This is a genomic window from Agrobacterium sp. CMT1 (genome assembly GCF_037203725.1).
GTDB classification, from domain to species: Bacteria; Pseudomonadota; Alphaproteobacteria; order Rhizobiales; family Rhizobiaceae; genus Agrobacterium; species Agrobacterium pusense.
The window spans coordinates 278296-298920 of record NZ_JBBCAR010000001.1; the positions used below are offsets into that span (position 1 = coordinate 278296).

Genomic DNA, 20625 nt, shown 5'->3' on the forward strand with positions numbered 1-20625 from the left:
TCCTCCTTCCCCCTCGATCAGCCCGTCAGTGCGAACCGATCTTGATGATGGTGATGATGTAGAATAGCACCACCAGACCGGCGAGCAGGACGCCGAGCGCAATATTGCGCCCGCGTCTCGATTTTTTCTGCGCCGCGCTCAGTTCCACCGTTTCCATCACAGGACTCCCGACATGACGGCCTTCAGGGCCGGCGCGAAATGATCGGCCAGAAGGCCGGAGAAAATCGCAAAAAGGTAAAGCACCGAATAAGCGAACATTTTCTTGGCCGGCAACATCTTTTCGTCACCCTCCGGCATGCGCCGGACATCGAGCGAACAGTATACGAAGATGGCGCTCAGCACTGCCGCGAAAATACCGTAACCGGCGCTTGCCAGACCAGTGAAATAAGGCGCGACGGCTGCGGCTGTGGTCAACACCGCATAACAGATCATCTGGTTCTTGGTGGAGCGCTCGCCAGCAACATTCGGCATCATCGGAATGCCAACGGCGCCATAATCACGCATCTTGAACAGGGCCAGCGCCCAGAAATGCGCAGGCGTCCACAGGAAGATGATGAGGAACAGGATGATGCTGTCCAGCGAAACGCCGCCGGTGACGCAGGCCCAGCCAAGCATGGGCGGGAAAGCGCCTGCCGCGCCGCCGATCACGATGTTCTGCGGCGTCGAGCGTTTCAGCCACATCGTATAGATGACAGCATAAAAGAAGATGGTGAAGGCCAGAAGACCGGCCGAGAACCAGTTGATCGCAAGGCCGAGAATGACTACCGAGAAGGCCGACAGCGTCAGGCCAAAGGCCAGCGCCTCGCGCGGGGTGATACGGCCGGACGGGATCGGTCGCCTGGCGGTGCGGCTCATGACGGCATCGATATCGGCATCGTACCACATGTTGAGCGCACCGGACGCGCCCGCGCCGACGGCGATGCAGAGAATAGCGATGATGCCGAGTATCGGGTTGATTTCACCCGGCGCCAGCACGAGGCCCGCAAAGGCCGTGAAGACCACGAGCGACATGACGCGCGGTTTCAGCAATTCGAAATAATCGCGCGCGCCGGCTTCCGAGAGTTCGGAGCTTTCCGCGCCCAGCATTTCGCGATTGTCGATAACGGTCATTTCCTGTCCTGCTTCCTTCGAACGCCGCCTGTCGCGACATTCCCTGCATCGGCCGGAAACACGAGTGAGAGTTCCGGAATGCGCGATGCGTCGATCCATGGGTCCCGAACGTCACGGCCTGACCGGCAGCCGGCTCAACCGATGCCATCTGCCCGGCCTTACGCCGTGTCTTGCCGCCATTCGTCTGCGCTTGCCATTCATAAAGGCCAAAACTGGCATTTATCATATCCCGGCGCATGTATCACGCTGGAAGGCAAGCATCGCTTGGACAAAATGTCACGCGGCAGTAAAGGCAGCCCGTTCAGGAAAACGGCACGGGCCTGACCGTGCCGCCCTCTTTCTCAGCGCTCGGGACCCGCGAGCCTTACCGCGCGTCCCGATCCGTGCATCAGCGAATGCGCGGAAGCTGTTCCCACTGGTGGTACGGCGGCGGGGAAGACAGCTGCCATTCGAGCGTCGTCGCGCCTTCACCCCAGGGATTGTTGCCGGCGATCCGCTTCTTGGCGAAAGCTTCCCAGACACCGAAAAGGAAGATCAGCACGCCGACGGCCGAGATATAGGACCCGTAGGACGACACCAGGTTCCAGCCGGCATAGGCATCTGGATAATCGATGTAACGGCGCGGCATGCCGGCAAGACCGAGGAAGTGCTGCGGGAAGAAGATCAGGTTCACACCGACGAACATGACCCAGAAATGCAGTTTTCCGATGAACTCGCTGTACATGTAGCCGGAAATCTTCGGGAACCAGTAATACCAGCCGGCGAAGATCGCAAAGACGGCGCCGAGCGACAGAACGTAGTGGAAATGGGCCACCACGTAATAGGTATCGTGCAGCGAGCGGTCGAGACCGGCATTGGCGAGCTGGACGCCCGTGACGCCACCGACCGTGAACAGGAAGATGAAGCCGATTGCCCAGACCATTGGTGTCGAGAAGGTCAGCGAGCCGCCCCACATCGTCGCGATCCACGAGAAAATCTTGATGCCCGTCGGCACCGCGATGACCATGGTTGCGAAGACGAAGTAGCGTTGTGCTTCCAGCGACAGGCCAACCGTATACATGTGGTGCGCCCAGACGATGAAGCCGACCGCGCCGATCGCGACCATGGCGTAAGCCATGCCGAGATAACCGAAGACGGGCTTCTTCGAGAAGGTGGACACGATGTGGCTGATGATGCCGAAGCCGGGCAGGATCAGGATGTACACTTCCGGATGGCCGAAGAACCAGAACAGGTGCTGATAGAGGATCGGGTCACCGCCGCCTTCCGGCGAGAAAAATGCCGTGCCGAAATTGCGGTCCGTCAGAAGCATGGTGATGCCACCAGCCAGAACCGGCAGCGAAAGCAGCAGCAGGAACGCAGTGACGAGCACCGACCAGGCGAAGAGTGGCATCTTGTGCAGCGTCATGCCCGGGGCGCGCATGTTGAGGATGGTGGTGATGAAGTTGATCGCACCGAGGATGGACGACGCGCCCGAAACGTGCAGCGCAAAGATCGCCAGATCCACGGCCGGTCCGGGCATGCCGTTTGTCGACAGAGGCGGATACATGGTCCACCCGCCGCCGACACCATAAGCACCCGCCGGCCCTTCGACGAAGAGCGACAGAATGAGCAGGATGAAGGCCGGAACGATCAGCCAGAAGGAGATGTTGTTCAGGCGCGGGAAAGCCATGTCCGGCGCACCGATCATGATCGGGATCATCCAGTTGGCGAAACCGCCGATCAGCGCCGGCATGACCATGAAGAAGATCATGATCAGGGCGTGTGCGGTGGTGAACACGTTGAACATGTGCTTGCCGCCGTCGATGGCAGCGTCGCCCTCAAAGCCGTAGACCATGGAGGCCAGACCGTGGAAAATCTGGATGCCCGGCTCCTGCAGTTCCATGCGCATGACGACGGAAAGCCCGCCGCCGACGATGCCGGCCATGATCGCAAAGATCAGGTAGAGCGTGCCGATGTCCTTATGGTTGGTGGACAGGAACCAGCGGGCGAAGAAGCCCGGCGTATGGGAATGATGTGCATCGTGCGAATGGTCGTCATGCGCGTGCCCATCATGTGCGGAATGACCATGCGAGTGATGATCGTCGTATGCGGAAGGTCCAGCCATTGTCCTCACTCCAGAATCAGTTGGTTTCGTTGGCGGCAACGTCGACGGTGCGCGGAGCGCCATCGACAGAGGCCATCAGCGCCCGGTTCGCGCCGTTCAGGTCAGAACCGGCGGCGGCGAGCCAGGTGTTGTACTGCTGTTCGGAAACCACCCGAATGGCGATGGGCATGAAGGCGTGATCCTTGCCGCAAAGCTCGGAACACTGGCCGTAATAAAGGCCTTCTTTTTCCGCCTTGAACCAGGTTTCGTTCAGGCGGCCCGGAACAGCGTCGATCTTGACGCCGAAAGCCGGCATGGCGAAGGAATGGATCACATCCGTCGGCGCGGCGGTGACGAGCAGGCGAACGGTCTTGCCGACCGGGACAACCATTTCATTGTCTACTGCGAGAAGACGCGGATAGCGGGCCTTGTCCTCCTTGCCGGCGGCGGCGCGATCCTGATCCTTCAGCATGTAGCTGTCGAAGGAGACCGGCTCGGCGCCCTCGGCAGCCGTATATTCGTAGCTCCACAGCCACTGCGTGGCGGTCGCCTTCAGCGTCACGTCGGGGTTTTCCGGCTGTGTGAGCTGCGCGTTCAAAAGATTGAACGACGGGAAAGCAAGGAACAGGAGAATGAGAACCGGCGCCAGCGTCCAGACCACTTCGATTGCCGTGTTGTGGCTGGTCTTCGAAGGCACGGGATTGGCCGAAGCGCGGAATTTCAGAACGACGACGATGAGCAGCGCAAGAACGAAAAGCGTAACCGGAACAATGAACCAGAGCGTATATTGTTCGAACCAGCGTATTTCGTGCATGATCGGCGTGGCGGCCTCCTGCATGCCCATTTGCCAATGCACCGGCTGATCGGCGTGGGCGCCGACAGCCGTGAGCAGACAGGTCATCCCCGCCAGTGCTGCGTAAATCCTATTCCTCACGGTACCCTCTCCCTCACGCGCCTGATCCAGATCAATCACAGGCGCAGAATCCATGCTAATGGTAATAACTTCAAACCACAGTTTGCCCTCTGCCGCAATATGCGTCACGCCACGGATGCGCCCCAATTTTGCCATTGATCAATCCGCGCGCGACTTTCCTGCAGCCTGTGCGTCGGCTCGTCTGCCGAAGACGATTTCGAGACGAAAAAATGCGGCAAGCCCCGTCTTCCAGCCGGTTTGATCGCGGGATGACGACCGATGCCGGGAACAAATCCGGCTGCCATCAGGACCAACAGGTCCTATTTCCGCCCAACTCGGCTGGAATTGAAAGCCCGAGGCTTTTTTTTCCGGATTATGGCGTCAAAATAGCCGCACTGATTCGAATCCCAGAGGTATCCATGCGTCTTTCCCCGCTCGCGCGCACTTTTCTTGCCGCCGCCGGTCTTGCCATCATCGCCCCCGCCGCCGCGGCGCTGGCGCAACAGCCGCAGCCCGGAACGCCGAAGTCGACGCATGGCGCATGGTCTGTCATCTGTGACAAGCCGGCGGGCGCTTCGGAAGAACAATGCGCCCTGATGCAGAACGTGATTGCCGACGACCGCCCGGAAGTCGGTCTTTCAGTGGTGGTGCTGAAGACGGCCGACCGCAAGTCGCGCATCCTCCGCATCCTCGCACCGCTGGGCGTGCTTCTGAAGGACGGCATGGAACTCTATATCGACAATAACAATATCGGCCGCGCCTATTTCACCCGCTGCTTCTCCGAAGGCTGCTATGTGGAAGTTGATATTGACGACGAGTTGCTGAAGGTTCTGCGCGCCGGCAAGAACGCTGTTTTTGCACTGCGTGAATCCGTCGATCAGGACCGCGTCGGCATTCCGATCGAACTGACGGGGTTTGCCGAAGGTTACGACGCGCTTCCTTGAAGCCTGCCGTACCGGACAGCCTTGCGTCCGCCCGCTCCAGTGCCTAAATCGGTCATGAACGATAATGACTGGAGCCTCCTATGACCGACGATCTTGTAAAACTCTTCGATTGCGACGAAACGCAATTGCGCAAGCTCGTCGGCGAGGCGCTCGCCGGCGCTGACGATGGCGAGCTTTTCATCGAACATGCGCAGGCCGAGTCGCTGACTTTCGATAATGGCCGGCTCAAGGGCGGTTCCTTCAATACAGACCAGGGTTTCGGCCTGCGGGCGGTCGCCGGCGAGACGGTGGGTTACGCCCATGCGGGCGAGCTTTCGCAAAGCGCGCTGAAACGTGCATCGGATGCGGTCAGCGCAGTGACGAGAGGTTACTCCGGCTCCTATGCCGCCGCACCGCAGCGCACCAACAAGAAGCTCTATGGCGACGAGAATCCCATCGGCAGCCCGAGCTTCGAAGAGAAGGTGAAGCTTCTCACCGATATCGATGCCTATCTGCGTGACAAGAACACCAATGTCCGGCAGGTAACGGCGACGATTTCCGCAAGCTGGCAGGTGGTTGACATTCTGCGCGCCGATGGCCACCGCGTCAGTGACGTCAGGCCGATGACCCGCATCAACATCTCCGTCGTGGCGGGTGAAGGCGATCGGCAGGAAAGCGGCTCCTATGGCATTGGCGGCCGGGTCGGTTTCGGCGATTTCATCACAGAAGAAAACTGGCAGCGCGGCGCCGATGAGGCACTGCGTCAGGCGCTCGTCAACCTCACCGCCATCGATGCCCCGGCCGGCACGATGGATGTGGTGCTGGGCTCCGGCTGGCCGGGTGTGATGCTGCATGAGGCCGTGGGTCACGGTCTGGAAGGCGATTTCAACCGCAAGAAGACGTCCGCATTCGCCGGCCTGATGGGCGAAATGGTCGCCGCGCCCGGCGTGACCGTGGTGGACGACGGCACTATCGACAGCCGCCGCGGCTCGCTGACCGTGGACGATGAAGGCACCCCTTCCGGTTACAACGTGCTGATCGAGAACGGCAGGCTGGTGGGCTACATGCAGGACCGCCAGAACGCCCGGCTGATGGGTGCGACGCCCACCGGCAACGGTCGCCGTCAGGGTTATGCCTATGTGCCGATGCCGCGCATGACCAATACCTACATGCTGTCGGGCGACAAGACGCCGGAAGAGATCATCGCCTCCGTCAAGAAGGGCATCTATGCCGTCTCCTTCGGCGGCGGCCAGGTCGATATCACCTCGGGTAAATTCGTGTTCGGCTGCACCGAGGCCTATCTCATCGAAAACGGCAAGATCGGCGCGCCGGTGAAGGGCGCCATGCTGATCGGCAACGGGCCGGATGCGATGAAGCGCGTCTCGATGATCGGCAATGATTCGAAACTCGATACCGGCATCGGCAATTGCGGCAAGGCCGGGCAATGGGTGCCTGTTGGCGTCGGCCAGCCCCATCTGCGCATGGACCAGATCACCGTGGGCGGCACGAAGGCGTAAATCTCCCGACCCTGCCTGTAACGACTGTTAATGCGTATCTGTAGCGCGGATAAAGTGATGTAACGGTGCATCACCCGTCATTCCGGCCTTGAGCCGGAATCCAGCCGATGCGCGTCGGCGCGGCGGGAAGACTCTTTTCAGCCCAAGGACTTGGGCTGGCTGGATTCCGGCTCAAGGCCGGAATGACGGAAGAAAGAGTTGCAGCCACACTGAGCCTGTCGGCGCCTCGTCAGCCCCTGACCACACACATGGCTGCCATGATGCGGTTTCCTCTGGCATGCCGCCGGGAAGACGTTAAGATCAGCCCCTACCCTAAGGCCACATCCCGATCCGGCCGATGCGCAAAGGAGACCATGACCATCATACGAAATGCCCTCGTTCCTGAACTTGCCGTCAGCGACTGGCAGAAAAGCCGCGCATTTTATTGCGACCTGATCGGTTTTCATGTGGTCTATGAGCGCCCCGAAGAGGGCTTTACCTATCTGGCGCTGGGGGAAGCCCAGCTGATGATCGACCAGATTGGCGCGACGCGGACATTCGTGACTGATAATGCCGTGCTCGAATTTCCGTTTGGCCGCGGCATGAACCTGCAGCTTGCCGTCCCCTCGCTGCAACCCATTCTTTCCCGGCTGGAGCGATCCTCCATCGACCTCGTCATGCCGCTGGAAGAAAAATGGTACAGGCGCGGCACGGTCGAAGTGGGCAACCGGCAGTTCATTGTCGCCGATCCCGATGGTTACCTGATCCGTCCGTTCGAGAGCCTTGGCGAACGCCCTTTCCGGTTCGGTTGAGCCATGCTGCCTTTTCTCCCGCGGGCCGTGGTTTTCGACATGGACGGATTGCTGATCGAGAGCGAGCGGCTCTATCGCGATTCATTTCTGGCGGCTTCGGAAGAAGGCGGCCACGGCATGAGGGTGGAGACCTATCAGAAGGTCTGCGGCAGCCCTTGGGACGTCATCACCGGCACCATTTTTGCTGATTACGGCGCGGATTTTCCCATCGACAGTTTTCGAGACGCCTGGCTCCGGCATCTTGGCGTGATGATGGCTGATGGCGTGGCGTTGAAGCCGGGCGTCACCGAGATCCTCGACCTTCTCGACAGCCTCGATATCCGCCGCGCCATCGCCACCTCGTCGCGGCACGATTCGGTGACGCGCCATCTTGGGCCCCACGATCTTCTCAAACGCTTCGACACAATTGTCGCGCGCGGCGACTATACGGAGCCGAAACCGGCGCCCATGCCCTATCTGACAGCCGCGCGACGACTGTCCCTTGATCCCAGCCGCTGTCTTGCCCTGGAAGATTCATACTCGGGTGTACGCTCGGCGACATCGGCGGGCATGATGACGATTATGGTGCCCGACGTTGCGCCGCCGACCGAGGAAATGCGGGAGAAATGCGTGGCCGTCGCCAGCGACCTGCATATGGTGGCCGACCTTCTGCAAAAAGTGCAGGCCTGAGTAGAATGAAAATCGGGCTGGGGGCGCGAAACGGCGTCATACGTGCTTCGCGATTTGGCGTCATGATGAAACACGTGTCGGGCTGGGGCACCGCTACTGGGCAAACGGCTCTGCCGGCGTATCCATAACCGGGGTAATCATGACGCCTGTCGCCGTGTCACTCATAACGCTGATACTGCTGGTTCTGTCCCTGTTCCAGATTGCGCTCGCCGCCGGCGCCCCTTTCGGCCGCCTTGCCTGGGGCGGCGCGCACACGGTATTGCCGGGACGGCAAAGGATAGCCAGCGCAGCGACACCGCTCATTTATGCGCTTTTCGTTTCCTTCCCGCTGCAAAAGGCGGGTTGGGCCGACATCTGGCCGTCTGGCTGGGTTGAACCTGGAATCTGGATCATCGCCTGTTACATGGCGGTGAGCATCGGATTGAATGCAATGTCGAAAAGCCGCCCGGAGCAGCTGGTCATGGCTCCTGTGGCTGCCGCTCTTGCGATCCTGTTCTTTGTCATCGCGTTCTCCTAGCGGATCGCGGAGGCGCGACGCAGCAGGATCGAATGGTCCTCGGCGGAGCGTCAGGCCCCCGGCTTGAAGCGCCACTTGCGTTCTATCGCATTTTCGAGATCGAGACCGTTGCGATGCGCCAGCAGCAGTACGTGGCCGAGCAGATCGGCGGTTTCGTCAGCCAGATCACGCTTCATCTCCTCTTCGCTTCTGCCCCTGCTGCGCCCCCGCCCCGTCAGCCGGTTCCAGGCCTGCGTAACCTCTCCCACCTCCTCCTGAAGCTTCAGCATGAACCAGTCGGGATCACGGGCGATCCCGTTTTCATCGGCATATTTCTGCGAGGCAGCCTCGAACTGGCACATCATGGACAGAAGCATTTGTTCATCCTTTGTTCGTGATATCCAACTCTAATCACGATTCTCCGGCAGCGTCGATTCGAAAGCGCTTTACGGACGGCGGATGGAGCGTCTGCCGGGCCCCCTTGGCCCGGCGCTGTTTGATTTGCTGCTTAAACAGGCAGGCGCCAATGGCGCGGCCTGACGCCCTTAGGGGTACATGCGGACCTTGGACCAGGCACCGTCTGGCGTGTCGCGGCGGAATTCGATGCGGTCATGCAGGCGGAACTTGCGGTCATGCCAGAATTCGATGCTGACGGGGCGAATGCGGAAACCGGACCAATGGGACGGGCGCGGAAAATCGCCGATCGCATATTTGGCGGTATATTCAGCCACCGCCTTTTCCAGCGCGAAACGGCCTTCCAGCGGCCGTGACTGCTTGGATGCCCAGGCGCCGATGCGGCTGCCACGCGGGCGGGAGGCGTAATAGGCATCCGCCTCCTCGTCGCTCACGATCTCCACCTCGCCGCGCAGGCGCACCTGACGTCGCAGGCTCTTCCAGTGGAAACACATGGCCGCTTTTTTCTGGCCGAGGATCTCCCGGCCCTTCTGGCTTTCGAAATTCGTGTAGAACACGAAGCCTCGGTCATCGACGCCTTTCAGCAGCACCATGCGCACATTCGGCAGGCCATTTTCGTCCACTGTGGCAAGTGCCACCGCGTTCGGATCGTTGATCTCGGAAGCCGTCGCATCCTTCAGCCATTCGGCAAAAAGCGTGAAAGGTTCATTTTCTTCCGTGAAGTCACTGGATGTTAACCCCGTTTCCGACATATTGACTAAAATGCTCCCGAGCTGATTTGGACCCCAGAGATGATCTCTGGTGAAAGATGGTGACCGTCATAGCAAAGTCGAACAGTCGAACAAAGAGCCTCCTTTCGTCGGTAGCGGAAGTTTCCGCCGTCGTGTCGATGCTTGCGGTGCTGAGCGGATGCGTCAGCCTCGATCTGTTCGGCGGCGACAAGGTTGACCGCTCGCTTTCCACCGCCTCCGTGCCGAACCAGCAGAATGGCAGCGCCCAGACCGACGATGTGACCATTCGCAATGCGGTGACATCGGCCGATCTCGCCAAACTTGCCGACCAGCCGCTGCCCTGGGCGAACGCCGCCACCGGCAGCGCCGGCGTCGTGACCGCCATTCACGAAGACAAATCAAGCGGTTTCGTCTGCCGCGATTTCAAGACAACGCGCCACTCCTTCGAAGGGGTGGCAGCTTATTCCGGACAGGCCTGCCTGTCGGAAACCGGCGAATGGTTGATGACCCGCTTCGAGCAGAAATAATCTGTTTACCCTTCCATGGGGAATAGGCGCGGCCCCGGTGCGTCGAACCTGCTCCGTAAAGGAGTGATTAGCAACTTATTGCAACAGTCGACGTTGATTAAACCGAGGGCGTGCAGGCGAATGATCGCGGGCACCCCTTTTCGGAGGGGTTAGCTTCAGGATTGCGCCATGACGGGCGGCAGGCGCCTGAGCCAACGTAACTGGTGTTTCGCATGCGCGATCCATATTCGATCCTCGGCGTAAAACGTGACGCCCGCCACGAGGAAATCAAGGCCGCCTGGCGCACGAAGGCGAAAACCGTTCATCCGGACGCCAATCGCGACGACCCCGATGCCTCGGCGCGATTTGCCGAGATCGGACAGGCCTACGACCTTCTGAAAGACCCGAAAAAGCGCGATCTCTACGATCAGGCCCGCAAGGCTGCAGAAAAAAAGCAGCGCGATCAGACCATCATGCAGCAGCGGGAGGCCGCGCGCGAGGCGGCTGAACGCGCCAGGGCGGCCGAAAAGCTGATGGAAGAACTGGCCCGGGCGGACGCCCGCAACCGGACGCAGACCGGCCAGAAAACCGACGCCAGGACGGAAAGTGCCGAAGACATCGTCGAGCGGATTTTCGGCGCGGAGGCACAGAACGATCCCAAGGTACAGCAGGCGGCGGAAGCGGCAAAGGCTGCCGCAAGCGCCGCAAGAGGCGATACACCTGCCGCCGGCGAGGCCGCCCAGTCCGGCGCTGGCGATGACAGGGCGGCGCCCGTCTCGCTTGCCGCCAATCTCTTCAGCGCTCTCGTACGCCGGTTCCGCACGCCGCAACCAGCTCCCGAAAAGGCGCCCGATATCACGGCGGAGGCCATCGTCACGGTCGCCGATCTGCTGGAGCAAAAGTGGATTACCGTATCGCTTGCCGATGAACGAGAGGTTCGCTTCCAGCTGGAAGCCGGCATGACCGACGGACATGTGGTGCGGCTGAAGGGACAGGGGCTGAAGCTTCCAAACATGGCCCGCGGCGATCTCGCCGTGACATTGCTGACCGCGCGCGAGGATGCGTTTTCCCTTCGTGGCTTCGATATCCACACGACGTTGCCGATCTCGCTCAGCGATGCGGTTCTGGGCTGCGAAGCAAAGGTCAAGACGCCGCTTGGCGAGGAAAACATCACCATTCCAGCCTGGTCAGGCTCGGACCGCGCGCTCAGGATTGCCGGCAAGGGTCTTGCCGACGGCAATGGCGGCTCCGGCGATCTCGTCATCGAACTGCGCATCGTCCTGCACGAGAAGCCCGATGAAAAGGTGACCGACCTGATGCGCCACATGCGCGAAGGCCTTTATTTGTGAAAGTTTTGCGAATAACCGGGACAACGCACCCTTTGTTACGTTCCCTAACAGTTGATGATCCTTGGCAATCTTGAACAGGATTGCAGCCTATGCCATAGGCAGGACCGATCAAAAGTACTAGGGAGCATAAAATGGCTCAGGCATCCGGCCTCATGGCTGGCAAACGCGGCCTCATCATGGGTGTCGCCAATAATCGTTCCATCGCTTGGGGCATCGCCAAGGCCTGCGCCGACGCGGGCGCGGAAGTGGCTCTCACCTGGCAGGGCGATGCGCTGAAGAAGCGTGTCGAGCCGCTGGCCCAGGAACTCGGCGCCTTCATGGCCGGTCACTGCGATGTGACCGATCTCGAGACGATCGATGCGGTTTTTGCCAGCCTGGAAAAGCACTGGGGCAAGATCGACTTCGTCGTGCACGCCATTGCCTTTTCCGACAAGGATGAGCTGACCGGCCGTTACCTCGACACCAGCCGCGACAATTTCAACCGCACCATGGACATTTCCGTCTTCTCGCTGGCCGCCGTTGCCAAGCGGGCGGAGCCCGTCATGAATGACGGTGGTTCGATCGTGACGCTCACCTATTACGGCGCCGAAAAGGTGATGCCGAACTACAACGTCATGGGCGTGGCCAAGGCCGCGCTTGAGGCAAGCGTGCGTTACCTCGCCGTCGACCTCGGCAATCGCGGCATCCGCGTCAATGCCGTTTCCGCCGGCCCTATCAAGACGCTCGCTGCTTCCGGCATCGGCGACTTCCGTTACATTCTCAAGTGGAACGAATATAATGCGCCGCTGAAGCGCACCGTTTCGATCGAGGAAGTCGGCAAGTCGGCGCTTTACCTGCTCTCCGACCTTTCGACCGGCGTGACCGGCGAAATCCACCATGTCGATTCCGGTTACCACACCATCGGCATGAAGGCGGTGGATGCGCCTGACATTTCGGTGGTGAAGGACTGACGACAACCGGGAATGCTTGAAACTGGGGTATCGCCTTGCTCGTCTATGTGATCCGGCACGGACAAACGGACTGGAATGCGATACGCCGGCTTCAGGGCCAGAAAGACATTCCGCTCAATGATTTCGGCCGCCAGCAGGCGGTCGGCAATGGTCTGCTTCTCGCCCGCCTCCTGGGGGATCAGGCCGCGGATTTCGATTATGTAGCAAGCCCGCTCGGGCGCACGCGCGAGACAATGGAACTGATGCGCGGCGCGATGGGGCTCGATCCCAAGGCCTATCGCACCGACGACCGCCTCATCGAAGTTTCCTTCGGTGACTGGGAAGGGCAGACGTTGCCCGAGCTCAAGAAGGAATTTCCGGACCGGGTGAAGGCGCGCAAGGCCAACAAGTGGGATTTCATTCCCCCCGGCCAGGATGCCGAAAGCTATGAAATCCTCTCCTGGCGCATCGGCGCATGGCTCTCCTCCGTGGAGCGGCCGACCGTCTGCGTCTGCCATGGCGGCGTCATCCGCTCGATTTTCAGACTTGTTTCAGGCATGGACAAGGATGAGGCGTCGCGGACGCAAATCCCGCAGGACCAGATTTTGAAGGTCGAGATCGACAGGAACAGCGTCGAGTGGATTTCCTAGGGGCTGGCAGCTTTCCTATGATTGGCAGGACATCGCAGCTTGTTTCTTCTCTCACCCGGGGAGAGGTGGCCCTAAGAGTCGGATGAGGGGGCAACGTTGCCGGATTTCGGAAAGCTTGCTCCCTCATTCCGCTGCCGCGGACTTCTCCCCGTCGGGGAGAAGAAACAGGTGGCACCCGCTCGTTTCACAAAGGAGGTTTTGACTTGGTAGGCGGCTGCTTACTCCACAACCTGCAGATCGTCGACCACACGTTTCCCATCCACTTCCGTGTAGAAGACAACGACCTTCACGCCCGCTTTCAGACCTTCGAAATTGAATTCTTCCGGCACACGATAGGTCTTGCCGTCGTTCAGCGTGATACTCAGACCGTTCGCGTCGATCTTGCTGATCGTGCCTTCCACGTCGACGCTCTGGGCGAAGCCGTTGATCGGCATCAGGAGGTTGGCGGTGGCCAGAAGGGCGGCAATCATCATACGCATCGATCTAGCTTTCGTGGATTTGCGTGAAAACCTTACATGCATGAAGAATTGCCTTTCGAATGTGGCGGAAATCGCCCGCAACCATGACATTTTCGGCCCAATTGATGAACGGATTTCAAATCCTGTTCAAGCCGTTAGTGATTTTTACACCGCATTTTCCGGCAATATTGGAAAACTCCGGTTTAGGGTGGAAAACCCCGGCTCTTTTACAATTTCGTCATCTCACAAAACCCGTCGATACGGTCGAATCACTTTCCGTCGCCCATGGCGGGACTGTCGTTTTCGTCCTTTCGCAGGTCGTGAACGGTACGTCACCTTCTTATCGCGTTTGCGATGAAAGAAAGGCTTTTGCCTTGTCCGGATTTTCCACTAAGACAAATCCGCATGTTTTAAACGGCGCTGTCCACAGGCGCCCCGTTTTCCGGTTTGAGAATTATGTCGCATAACAGTTTCGGTCATCTTTTCCGCGTCACCACCTGGGGAGAAAGCCACGGGCCGGCACTTGGCTGCGTGGTGGATGGTTGCCCGCCCGGCATCCGGTTTACCCTTGCCGAGGTGCAGCACTGGATGGACAAGCGCAAGCCGGGCCAGAGCCGCTTCGTCACCCAGCGGCGCGAGGACGATATCGTCAAGGTCCTTTCCGGCGTCATGCTGGATGAGGACGGCGAGACGATGACGACAACAGGCACGCCGATTTCCATGCTGATCGAAAATACCGACCAGCGCTCCAAGGATTATGGCGAGATCGCCAGGCGTTTCCGCCCCGGACATGCGGATTTCACCTATGACCTGAAATATGGCATTCGCGATTATCGCGGCGGTGGTCGCTCCTCCGCGCGCGAGACGGCGGCGCGTGTCGCTGCCGGCGCAATCGCGCGAAAGGTGGTACCCAGCCTCAACGTGCGCGGCGCGCTGGTGCAGATCGGCAAACACAGGATCAACCGCGACAACTGGGATTGGGATCAGGTCGATCAGAACCCGTTCTTCTGCCCTGATGCCGCCATGGTGCCCGTCTGGGAAGAATATCTCGACGGCATCCGCAAGGCCGGTTCGTCCATTGGCGCCGTTGTCGAAGTGATCGCCGAAGGCGTTCCGGCGGGTATCGGCGCACCGATCTACGCCAAGCTTGACCAGGATATTGCCTCCAGCCTGATGTCGATCAACGCCGTCAAGGGCGTGGAAATCGGTGAGGGTTTCGCCTCCGCCGAGCTTTCCGGCGAGGAGAATGCCGATGAAATGCGCATGGGCAATGACGGCAGGCCGATCTTCCTCTCCAATCATGCCGGCGGCATTCTGGGTGGCATTGCGACCGGCGAGCCCGTTATCGCGCGCTTTGCCATCAAGCCGACCTCGTCAATCCTGACCGAGCGCCAGTCGATCGATGCCGATGGCAACAATGTCGACGTGCGCACCAAGGGACGCCACGACCCCTGCGTCGGCATTCGTGCCGTGCCGATCGGCGAAGCGATGGTGGCCTGCACCATTGCCGACCATTATCTGAGGGATCGCGGCCAGACCGGCCGGTTGAAGTGAGGTATTTCCGCCATGGCCTATGACCAGAAACGCGTTGTCGATGCCATCCGCGCTTTCGAAGCCGGTGAAATCGTTGTCGTGACCGATGATGATGACCGTGAGAACGAGGGCGATCTGATCATTTCAGCGGTCCACTGCACGGCAGAAAAGATGGCTTTCATCGTGCGCCACACGTCAGGCATCGTCTGCGCCCCCATGCCGCGCGAAGAAGCCAAGCGCCTGAACCTCAATGCCATGGTGGCCGAAAATGACAGCGCCCATACCACGGCCTTCACCGTCAGCGTCGATTTCAAGCACGGCACCACAACGGGCATTTCCGCCGATGACCGCACGCTGACGGTGCGCAATCTCGCCAATCCCAATGTCGGAGCCGCCGATTTTACCCGGCCCGGACACATTTTCCCGCTGATTGCCCGTGAGGGCGGCGTCCTGATGCGCTCGGGACATACGGAAGCCGCCGTCGACCTCTGCAAGCTGGCAGGCCTGCCGCCGATCGGTGTCATCTGCGAACTCGTCAATGACGACGGCACCGTGACGCGCGGACCGCAGGTCACTGCCTTTGCGGAGAAACACCAGCTCAAGCAGGTGTCGGTTGCCGATCTCATCGCCTACCGCCAGCGCAAGGAAACGCTGGTGGAGATGGAATCCTCCTTCACCATCGAAACGCCCTTCGGCCCGGCCAGAGCGCAGACCTACTCCCTTCCCTGGGACCGGATGCAGCACATGGCGGTGATTTTCGGCGACATCAGGGACGGTGTCGACATTCCCGTGCGCCTGCACCCGGAAAACGTCGCTGACGACGTGTTCGGCGACCGCCAGCCGGTGCGGCACTACATGCAGAAGATCGCCGAGGAAGGCCGCGGCGTCATCGTCTATCTGCGTGAAGGCTCCGTCGGCGTCGGCCAGGTTGCGGGGCGGCGCAAGGCGCGCGACCCGGACGAGGCACACGCCCAGGCCCGCTCGCGGGAAAACGAATGGCTGGAAATCGGTCTCGGCGCGCAAATCCTCAAAGACCTCGGCATCAGCTCGATCAAGCTGATGACCACGCGCGAACGCCATTATGTCGGTCTCGAAGGATTCGGCATCAAGATTTCCGCGACGGATATCGGGTGAGCCTGGGTTTTGCCTGGTCTCGCCACGCAATTGTGAGGCGAGCGGGTTCCGCCTGCTTCTTCTCGCCGCCGGGGAGAAGTCCGTGGCAGCGGGATGAGGGGGCTAGCTCTCCGTAAATCTCTACCGTTGCCCCCTCATCCGACCCTTTGGGCCACCTTCTCCCCGGCGGGGAGAAGAAATATGCCGCAACGCCGCGCTACAATGGGGTATCACGGATCGGTAACCTTGAGTCCGAGGGCACCTCTCTCGCGATCATCCGTGCGAAAAACTCAGTTTTCCTCCCGCCAGCCTTCCAGATAATTCACGCTCTCGACCCCTGTGAACTTCGCAAGCCGCGACAATTCCGCATCGAGCTTTTCCAGCCGCCCGGCCGAAGCGCGCACGCCGGGCTCGAGCCACAGGCGGCGTACATCCAGAGTGCTGCCTTTGCGCTCCGCCTTCATGTCGATGCGACCGATCAGACGGTCGCCTTCCAGAAGCGGAAAAACATAATAGCCATATTGCCGCTTCGGCTCCGGCACGAAAACCTCGATGCGATAATAAAAGCCGAATAGCCGCTCCGTGCGGTTTCGGTCACGCAGCAAAGGGTCGAAGGGGCTCAGCACGCGAACGCGGGAGGACGGTTCCGGTACGTCCGTCAGGTCGGCAGTGAAATCGGCAAAGGCATAGGACTGGCGGGCAGTATCGCCGTCACTTGCGAGAAGCGAGACCTCGCACAATTCATCGCGATGGTTTTTGACCCAGTCTCTCGCCTCCTGCGGCGTCACAAGATCGAAAAACGCGGCGATTTCGCCGTGGGTGGCGAACCCCAGCCGTTTCAGCGCCTCGCGGCAGGCCCAGTCGACGAATTCGGCGTGCTCCACTTCGGTCTCGTGATGCTCACCGGGAATGACCCGTTCGGCCAGATCATAGACCTTCTGGAAGTTCACACGGCCGGCAATTGCAAGCTTGCCGGTGTGCCAGAGATATTCGAGTGCGGTCTTGGAGGGATGCCAGTTCCACCAGCCACCGGACTGGTGTCCCTCCTCTTTAAGCTCCCGCGCCAGCACCGGCCCGGTTGCGGCGATGCGCTCCAGCGTTTCGCCGAACGCGGCATCGAAGCCCTCACCGTGCCATTTGCGCCAGCGTTCCTGAATGATCGGCTCGCGGCGGCGGAAGCGGTGTTTCCAATAGGGATAAAATTCCGTCGGCAGGATGGAGGCATCATGCGTCCAGTGCTCGAAAAGCGCGCGATCCTTTTCCAGCAGCGTGGTCAGATGGTTGCGCCTGTAGGTCTGGTTGCGGGAGAAAATAATCTGGTGATGGGCGCGCTCCACCGTGCCGATGCTGTCCACCTGCACGAAGCCGAGATCGGTGATGAGCTGCAGCAGCCCATCCTTGGAAAGCGCCTTGCCGGGCGGGGAGGAAAGGCCCTGCCGCGCCAGAAAAATTCGCCTTGCTGCTTCGTTCGAAACCTTGATCGTCATGGCCCAGAAGGTATGACGGCTTTTTCGCGAATGCAATGTTCTTTTTTTGTTCCTTGTTTCACTTCTGTTGATGACGGGATATAGAACCGGAAACGAGCGCGAGGATGTAAGTTTGGAAATCCGTTTCGATGCCGCCGGTGTCGTTTTCGAGGGCCGGCAGGTCCTGCAGCCGCTGTCTTTGACGTTGACGGAACGGCGTATCGGCGTAATCGGTCTCAATGGTTCCGGTAAGACCACCTTTGCCCGGCTGATCAACGGGCTGAACAAGCCAAGCGAGGGCAAGGTTTCGGTGAACGGTCTCGACACCGTGAGCGACGTCAGGACCATCCTGCAGATGGTCGGTTTCATCTTCCAGAATCCCCAAAACCAGATCATCCTGCCGATCGTGCGCGACGATGTCGCCTTCGGGCTGAAGCGGCTCGGCCTCGGCAAGGCCGAAACTGAAAATCGGGTGAAGGTCGTTCTGGCCAGACTCGGCATCGCGCAGCTGGAAGACCGGCGCGCGCATGAGCTTTCCGGCGGTGAGCTACAGCTTGCAGCGCTTGCCGCCCTTCTGGTGACCGAACCGCAAATCCTCATTCTCGATGAGCCAACCAACCAGCTTGATCTCAAAAACCGCGCAGTCGTGGAAATAACCATGGCGGCGCTGTCCCAGGCGCTGATTGTCATAACCCACGATCTGCCGTTGCTTCGGGGTTTCGACCGGGTGCTGGTTTTCCATGAGGGTGCGCTTATTGCAGATGCTGCACCTGAAGAGGCGGTGGCGCGCTATCTGGAGGTGGCGTCGCGATGAAATCGCTGCATGTCGAGGGCACCGGCTGGCTATACCGCGTCTCGCCGCGCCTCAAGCTTCTGACGCTCATGGGCTTCAGCATTGCATTGTTCCTCACCCGCGACTTGCTGGTTCTCGCATGCGCAATGGTTCTGGCCGCGCTAGTTCTGAGCGCGACGCGGCTGCCCCTCAAGGACATCGCCCTGCGGCTGCGGCCGGTGATGCTGACGATCTTCCTCGTCGCAGGCTTCAGCTATCTCCTGCTTCCGGCCCACGATGCCAGTGTCAATCTTATGCGGCTGACGGCACTTGCGTTGCTCGCCACCGCCGTCACCATCACCGTCAGCATTTCGCAGTTCATGGACGAAATTACACGTGCTGCCTCCCCGCTGGAAAGGCTGGGGCTGCTCAAGGCCGCCGATATCGGGCTTGCAGTCGGGCTGGTGGTGCGCTTCGTGCCTGAGATCGTCAACCGTTACCATGCGGTGCGCGATGCCCACCGGGCGCGTGGCCTGCCCGTGCGGATGGCGACCATCATCGTGCCCCTCGTCATTATGACGTTGAAGGATGCCGATGCCATTGCCGACGCCATTGACGCGCGCGGTTTCAGAGGCCAAAGCTGACGGCCAGACAACCATCCGGAGTTTCCGAGCCATGACGACCCGCGACCTCGTGCTGATTTCGCTGTTTTCCGCCATCATCATCGCGCTCGGGCTTTTGCCGCCGATCACGCTCGGTTTCATTCCGGTGCCGATTACCGCGCAGTCGCTCGGCGTCATGCTCGCCGGCGTCGTCCTCGGCGCAAAACGCGGCACGCTCGCGGTTCTGCTGACGATCCTGATTGCCGCCATCGGCCTGCCGGTGCTTTCGGGCGGACGTGGCGGTCTTTCGATCTTCACCACGCCGACAACGGGCTTCCTGATCGGCTGGATCGCAGCCGTTTTCGTCACCGGCACGCTCTCGGAAAAACTCGTCAATCGCAGCCAGTCCGCTCTGGCGCAGGATGTTGGCTTTTTCGTCGCCAGCCTGATCGGCGGCGTGGTCGTGCTTTATGCTTTCGGCATCACCTACCTGGCGGTGGTCGTCGGTCTCGGTTTTGAAAAGGCTTTCATGGGTTCGCTCGCCTTCATCCCGGGTGATGCGCTGAAGGCCGTTCTGGCAGCCCTTGCCGGCCGCGCCGTCATGGCGGGTTATCCGCTGCTGCCGCAGCGCGCCTGAAAACACTTTCTTCGGGAGGAAAAGAATGGCGACGCGCTTATACGAACATCCGATCTTCCTTGAGCATATCACGCCTTCCGGCCATCCCGAGCGGCCGGACCGCCTGCGGTCGCTGAACATCGCGCTCGAACATCCGAATTTCGAGCGCCTTGATCGCAAAGAAGCGCCTCAGGCCAATGAAGACGCGGTGCTGCTGGCGCATCCGGAAGAGCATCTGCTTGCCGTGATGCGACAGATTCCGGAAGAGGATGGCGAGATCAACCGCATTGAGGCCGACACTTACGTTTCGCAAAAAAGCCTGCAGGCGGCGCTGACCGGCATCGGCGCTGCAATGGCGGCGGTGGACGATGTCTTTACCGGTGCTGCCGACAATGTCTTCGTTGCAGCCCGCCCGCCTGGCCACCATGCCGAGACCGCCAAGGCCATGGGCTTCTGCCTTTTCAACAATGTGGCGATCGCCGCCCGCCACGCGCAGAAGGCGCATGGTGCCGAGCGCGTCGCCATCATTGACTGGGATGTGCACCACGGCAACGGCACGCAGGACATCTTCTGGAACGACACATCCGTGCTGTTCTGTTCCACCCACCAGATGCCGCTTTATCCGTGGAGCGGCGATAAAAACGAAACCGGCGTGAAGAACAACGTCGTCAACGCACCGCTTTCTCCCAACACCGGCAGCGAATATTTCCGCGAGGCATTCAAATCACGTGTTTTGCCGGCGATTGCGGATTTTTCGCCCGATCTCATTCTCATCTCCGCCGGTTTCGACGCGCATCACCGTGATCCGCTGGCGCAGATCAATCTGGTGGGAGAGGATTTCGACTGGGCGACGGGCCGGCTCTTGGAGATGGCGGATAAATACACTTCGAACCGGGTCGTCAGCCTGCTGGAAGGCGGTTATGATCTGGAAGGGCTGGCGGAATCGGCAGCCATGCATATTTTGAGAATGATGAAGGGTTGAAC

At 60.2% G+C, this 20625-nt stretch carries 24 protein-coding genes; 16 read left to right on the forward strand and 8 right to left on the reverse strand.

Annotation, left to right across the window (positions count from 1 at the left end; all coding sequences use genetic code 11):
- Nucleotides 1–25: 25 nt before the first annotated feature.
- The 4 genes from WA845_RS01540 to coxB all read right to left on the reverse strand — a co-directional run bounded on the left by WA845_RS01540 (nucleotide 26) and on the right by coxB (nucleotide 4094).
- Nucleotides 26–157, reverse strand: coding sequence for a hypothetical protein (locus WA845_RS01540; RefSeq protein ID WP_003521105.1), 132 nt, complete (start codon nucleotides 155–157; stop codon nucleotides 26–28).
- A complete protein-coding gene (locus WA845_RS01545) occupies nucleotides 157–1110 on the reverse strand; it encodes a heme o synthase (protein WP_077986711.1) in 954 nt (317 codons plus the stop codon). Before WA845_RS01545 ends, WA845_RS01540 begins: the two co-directional genes overlap by 1 nt.
- A gap of 388 nt (nucleotides 1111–1498) precedes the next feature.
- The gene (ctaD, locus tag WA845_RS01550; RefSeq protein ID WP_112553382.1) at nucleotides 1499–3214 is read right to left on the reverse strand and encodes a cytochrome c oxidase subunit I; all 1716 of its coding nucleotides are present in this window, start codon (nucleotides 3212–3214) and stop codon (nucleotides 1499–1501) included.
- A 16-nt stretch (nucleotides 3215–3230) separates the two neighbouring features.
- Nucleotides 3231–4094, reverse strand: a complete 864-nt coding sequence (gene coxB, locus WA845_RS01555) for a cytochrome c oxidase subunit II (protein WP_034496285.1) — start codon at nucleotides 4092–4094, stop codon at nucleotides 3231–3233.
- A 431-nt stretch (nucleotides 4095–4525) separates the two neighbouring features.
- On the opposite strand from coxB, the gene WA845_RS01560 reads away from it, so the two are divergent.
- The 5 genes from WA845_RS01560 to WA845_RS01580 all read left to right on the forward strand — a co-directional run bounded on the left by WA845_RS01560 (nucleotide 4526) and on the right by WA845_RS01580 (nucleotide 8523).
- Entirely contained in the window at nucleotides 4526–5050 is a 525-nt protein-coding gene (locus WA845_RS01560) for an invasion associated locus B family protein (RefSeq protein WP_022555736.1), read from the forward strand.
- A gap of 80 nt (nucleotides 5051–5130) precedes the next feature.
- Nucleotides 5131–6546, forward strand: a complete 1416-nt coding sequence (gene tldD, locus WA845_RS01565; RefSeq protein ID WP_004440360.1) for a metalloprotease TldD — start codon at nucleotides 5131–5133, stop codon at nucleotides 6544–6546.
- Between the two features lie 353 nt (nucleotides 6547–6899).
- Nucleotides 6900–7337, forward strand: a complete 438-nt coding sequence (locus WA845_RS01570) for a bleomycin resistance protein (protein ID WP_037090785.1) — start codon at nucleotides 6900–6902, stop codon at nucleotides 7335–7337.
- 3 nt (nucleotides 7338–7340) lie between these two features.
- Nucleotides 7341–8006, forward strand: a complete 666-nt coding sequence (locus WA845_RS01575; RefSeq protein WP_112553380.1) for an HAD-IA family hydrolase — start codon at nucleotides 7341–7343, stop codon at nucleotides 8004–8006.
- A gap of 139 nt (nucleotides 8007–8145) precedes the next feature.
- Nucleotides 8146–8523, forward strand: coding sequence for a hypothetical protein (locus WA845_RS01580; RefSeq protein WP_035209413.1), 378 nt, complete (start codon nucleotides 8146–8148; stop codon nucleotides 8521–8523).
- A gap of 50 nt (nucleotides 8524–8573) precedes the next feature.
- Here WA845_RS01580 and WA845_RS01585 read toward each other — a convergent pair whose 3' ends face one another.
- Nucleotides 8574–8879: a MazG nucleotide pyrophosphohydrolase domain-containing protein gene (locus tag WA845_RS01585; protein WP_112553378.1), complete on the reverse strand. Its 306-nt coding sequence runs from the start codon at nucleotides 8877–8879 to the stop codon at nucleotides 8574–8576.
- Between the two features lie 168 nt (nucleotides 8880–9047).
- Nucleotides 9048–9668: a pyridoxamine 5'-phosphate oxidase gene (gene pdxH / locus WA845_RS01590; protein ID WP_337322155.1), complete on the reverse strand. Its 621-nt coding sequence runs from the start codon at nucleotides 9666–9668 to the stop codon at nucleotides 9048–9050.
- Between the two features lie 56 nt (nucleotides 9669–9724).
- On the opposite strand from pdxH, the gene WA845_RS01595 reads away from it, so the two are divergent.
- The 4 genes from WA845_RS01595 to WA845_RS01610 all read left to right on the forward strand — a co-directional run bounded on the left by WA845_RS01595 (nucleotide 9725) and on the right by WA845_RS01610 (nucleotide 13081).
- Complete coding sequence (locus WA845_RS01595) at nucleotides 9725–10174, forward strand: RT0821/Lpp0805 family surface protein (protein WP_004440354.1); 450 nt, start codon at nucleotides 9725–9727, stop codon at nucleotides 10172–10174.
- Nucleotides 10175–10386: 212 nt separating this feature from the next.
- Nucleotides 10387–11502, forward strand: coding sequence for a DnaJ C-terminal domain-containing protein (locus tag WA845_RS01600; RefSeq protein WP_112553376.1), 1116 nt, complete (start codon nucleotides 10387–10389; stop codon nucleotides 11500–11502).
- 131 nt (nucleotides 11503–11633) lie between these two features.
- A complete protein-coding gene (fabI, locus tag WA845_RS01605) occupies nucleotides 11634–12452 on the forward strand; it encodes an enoyl-ACP reductase FabI (RefSeq protein ID WP_004440350.1) in 819 nt (272 codons plus the stop codon).
- A 35-nt stretch (nucleotides 12453–12487) separates the two neighbouring features.
- On the forward strand, nucleotides 12488–13081 hold the full coding sequence (locus tag WA845_RS01610; RefSeq protein ID WP_006699881.1) for a histidine phosphatase family protein: 594 nt from the start codon (nucleotides 12488–12490) through the stop codon (nucleotides 13079–13081).
- Between the two features lie 218 nt (nucleotides 13082–13299).
- Here WA845_RS01610 and WA845_RS01615 read toward each other — a convergent pair whose 3' ends face one another.
- Nucleotides 13300–13560 (reverse strand): DUF1344 domain-containing protein, encoded by a 261-nt coding sequence (locus WA845_RS01615; RefSeq protein ID WP_006699882.1) that lies wholly within the window; start codon nucleotides 13558–13560, stop codon nucleotides 13300–13302.
- An 83-nt stretch (nucleotides 13561–13643) separates the two neighbouring features.
- On the opposite strand from WA845_RS01615, the gene WA845_RS01620 reads away from it, so the two are divergent.
- From WA845_RS01620 to ribB, 3 genes are read left to right on the forward strand one after another with little or no spacing between them, the layout of a single operon-like run.
- On the forward strand, nucleotides 13644–14006 hold the full coding sequence (locus WA845_RS01620; protein WP_162719104.1) for a hypothetical protein: 363 nt from the start codon (nucleotides 13644–13646) through the stop codon (nucleotides 14004–14006).
- Nucleotides 13996–15093: a chorismate synthase gene (aroC, locus tag WA845_RS01625; RefSeq protein ID WP_112553374.1), complete on the forward strand. Its 1098-nt coding sequence runs from the start codon at nucleotides 13996–13998 to the stop codon at nucleotides 15091–15093. The genes WA845_RS01620 and aroC overlap by 11 nt, the downstream gene beginning before the upstream one ends.
- Nucleotides 15094–15105: 12 nt before the next feature.
- Nucleotides 15106–16206: a 3,4-dihydroxy-2-butanone-4-phosphate synthase gene (gene ribB, locus WA845_RS01630; protein WP_004440341.1), complete on the forward strand. Its 1101-nt coding sequence runs from the start codon at nucleotides 15106–15108 to the stop codon at nucleotides 16204–16206.
- Between the two features lie 269 nt (nucleotides 16207–16475).
- Here the strand turns inward: ribB and WA845_RS01635 are convergent, their stop codons facing one another.
- Nucleotides 16476–17672, reverse strand: a complete 1197-nt coding sequence (locus WA845_RS01635) for a winged helix-turn-helix domain-containing protein (protein ID WP_004440339.1) — start codon at nucleotides 17670–17672, stop codon at nucleotides 16476–16478.
- Nucleotides 17673–17784: 112 nt separating this feature from the next.
- On the opposite strand from WA845_RS01635, the gene WA845_RS01640 reads away from it, so the two are divergent.
- The 4 genes from WA845_RS01640 to WA845_RS01655 are packed head-to-tail and all read left to right on the forward strand — an operon-like array spanning nucleotide 17785 to nucleotide 20623.
- Nucleotides 17785–18465 (forward strand): energy-coupling factor ABC transporter ATP-binding protein, encoded by a 681-nt coding sequence (locus tag WA845_RS01640; protein ID WP_006699883.1) that lies wholly within the window; start codon nucleotides 17785–17787, stop codon nucleotides 18463–18465.
- Nucleotides 18462–19067, forward strand: a complete 606-nt coding sequence (locus tag WA845_RS01645) for an energy-coupling factor transporter transmembrane component T family protein (protein WP_006699884.1) — start codon at nucleotides 18462–18464, stop codon at nucleotides 19065–19067. Before WA845_RS01640 ends, WA845_RS01645 begins: the two co-directional genes overlap by 4 nt.
- A gap of 31 nt (nucleotides 19068–19098) precedes the next feature.
- On the forward strand, nucleotides 19099–19662 hold the full coding sequence (locus WA845_RS01650; protein ID WP_112553372.1) for a biotin transporter BioY: 564 nt from the start codon (nucleotides 19099–19101) through the stop codon (nucleotides 19660–19662).
- Nucleotides 19663–19687: 25 nt separating this feature from the next.
- Nucleotides 19688–20623 carry a histone deacetylase family protein gene (locus WA845_RS01655; RefSeq protein ID WP_112553370.1) on the forward strand — a complete coding sequence of 312 codons (936 nt, stop codon included), beginning with the start codon at nucleotides 19688–19690 and terminating at the stop codon, nucleotides 20621–20623.
- Nucleotides 20624–20625 lie beyond the last annotated feature (2 nt).

What these genes read in the sequence shown, in the direction of transcription:
- WA845_RS01570 (WP_037090785.1), top strand. Translation starts at nt 6,900, where the DNA reads ATGACCATCATACGAAATGCCCTCGTTCCTGAACTTGCCGTCAGCGAC.
- WA845_RS01615 (WP_006699882.1), bottom strand. Translation starts at nt 13,560, where the DNA reads ATGCGTATGATGATTGCCGCCCTTCTGGCCACCGCCAACCTCCTGATG.
- WA845_RS01595 (WP_004440354.1), top strand. Translation starts at nt 9,725, where the DNA reads ATGGTGACCGTCATAGCAAAGTCGAACAGTCGAACAAAGAGCCTCCTT.
- WA845_RS01585 (WP_112553378.1), bottom strand. Translation starts at nt 8,879, where the DNA reads ATGCTTCTGTCCATGATGTGCCAGTTCGAGGCTGCCTCGCAGAAATAT.
- WA845_RS01655 (WP_112553370.1), top strand. Translation starts at nt 19,688, where the DNA reads ATGGCGACGCGCTTATACGAACATCCGATCTTCCTTGAGCATATCACG.
- WA845_RS01645 (WP_006699884.1), top strand. Translation starts at nt 18,462, where the DNA reads ATGAAATCGCTGCATGTCGAGGGCACCGGCTGGCTATACCGCGTCTCG.
- fabI (WP_004440350.1), top strand. Translation starts at nt 11,634, where the DNA reads ATGGCTCAGGCATCCGGCCTCATGGCTGGCAAACGCGGCCTCATCATG.
- WA845_RS01580 (WP_035209413.1), top strand. Translation starts at nt 8,146, where the DNA reads ATGACGCCTGTCGCCGTGTCACTCATAACGCTGATACTGCTGGTTCTG.
- ribB (WP_004440341.1), top strand. Translation starts at nt 15,106, where the DNA reads ATGGCCTATGACCAGAAACGCGTTGTCGATGCCATCCGCGCTTTCGAA.
- coxB (WP_034496285.1), bottom strand. Translation starts at nt 4,094, where the DNA reads ATGACCTGTCTGCTCACGGCTGTCGGCGCCCACGCCGATCAGCCGGTG.
- WA845_RS01540 (WP_003521105.1), bottom strand. Translation starts at nt 157, where the DNA reads ATGGAAACGGTGGAACTGAGCGCGGCGCAGAAAAAATCGAGACGCGGG.
- WA845_RS01620 (WP_162719104.1), top strand. Translation starts at nt 13,644, where the DNA reads ATGACATTTTCGGCCCAATTGATGAACGGATTTCAAATCCTGTTCAAG.
- WA845_RS01560 (WP_022555736.1), top strand. Translation starts at nt 4,526, where the DNA reads ATGCGTCTTTCCCCGCTCGCGCGCACTTTTCTTGCCGCCGCCGGTCTT.
- WA845_RS01545 (WP_077986711.1), bottom strand. Translation starts at nt 1,110, where the DNA reads ATGACCGTTATCGACAATCGCGAAATGCTGGGCGCGGAAAGCTCCGAA.
- WA845_RS01600 (WP_112553376.1), top strand. Translation starts at nt 10,387, where the DNA reads ATGCGCGATCCATATTCGATCCTCGGCGTAAAACGTGACGCCCGCCAC.
- WA845_RS01575 (WP_112553380.1), top strand. Translation starts at nt 7,341, where the DNA reads ATGCTGCCTTTTCTCCCGCGGGCCGTGGTTTTCGACATGGACGGATTG.
- aroC (WP_112553374.1), top strand. Translation starts at nt 13,996, where the DNA reads ATGTCGCATAACAGTTTCGGTCATCTTTTCCGCGTCACCACCTGGGGA.
- WA845_RS01635 (WP_004440339.1), bottom strand. Translation starts at nt 17,672, where the DNA reads ATGACGATCAAGGTTTCGAACGAAGCAGCAAGGCGAATTTTTCTGGCG.
- tldD (WP_004440360.1), top strand. Translation starts at nt 5,131, where the DNA reads ATGACCGACGATCTTGTAAAACTCTTCGATTGCGACGAAACGCAATTG.
- ctaD (WP_112553382.1), bottom strand. Translation starts at nt 3,214, where the DNA reads ATGGCTGGACCTTCCGCATACGACGATCATCACTCGCATGGTCATTCC.
- WA845_RS01650 (WP_112553372.1), top strand. Translation starts at nt 19,099, where the DNA reads ATGACGACCCGCGACCTCGTGCTGATTTCGCTGTTTTCCGCCATCATC.
- pdxH (WP_337322155.1), bottom strand. Translation starts at nt 9,668, where the DNA reads ATGTCGGAAACGGGGTTAACATCCAGTGACTTCACGGAAGAAAATGAA.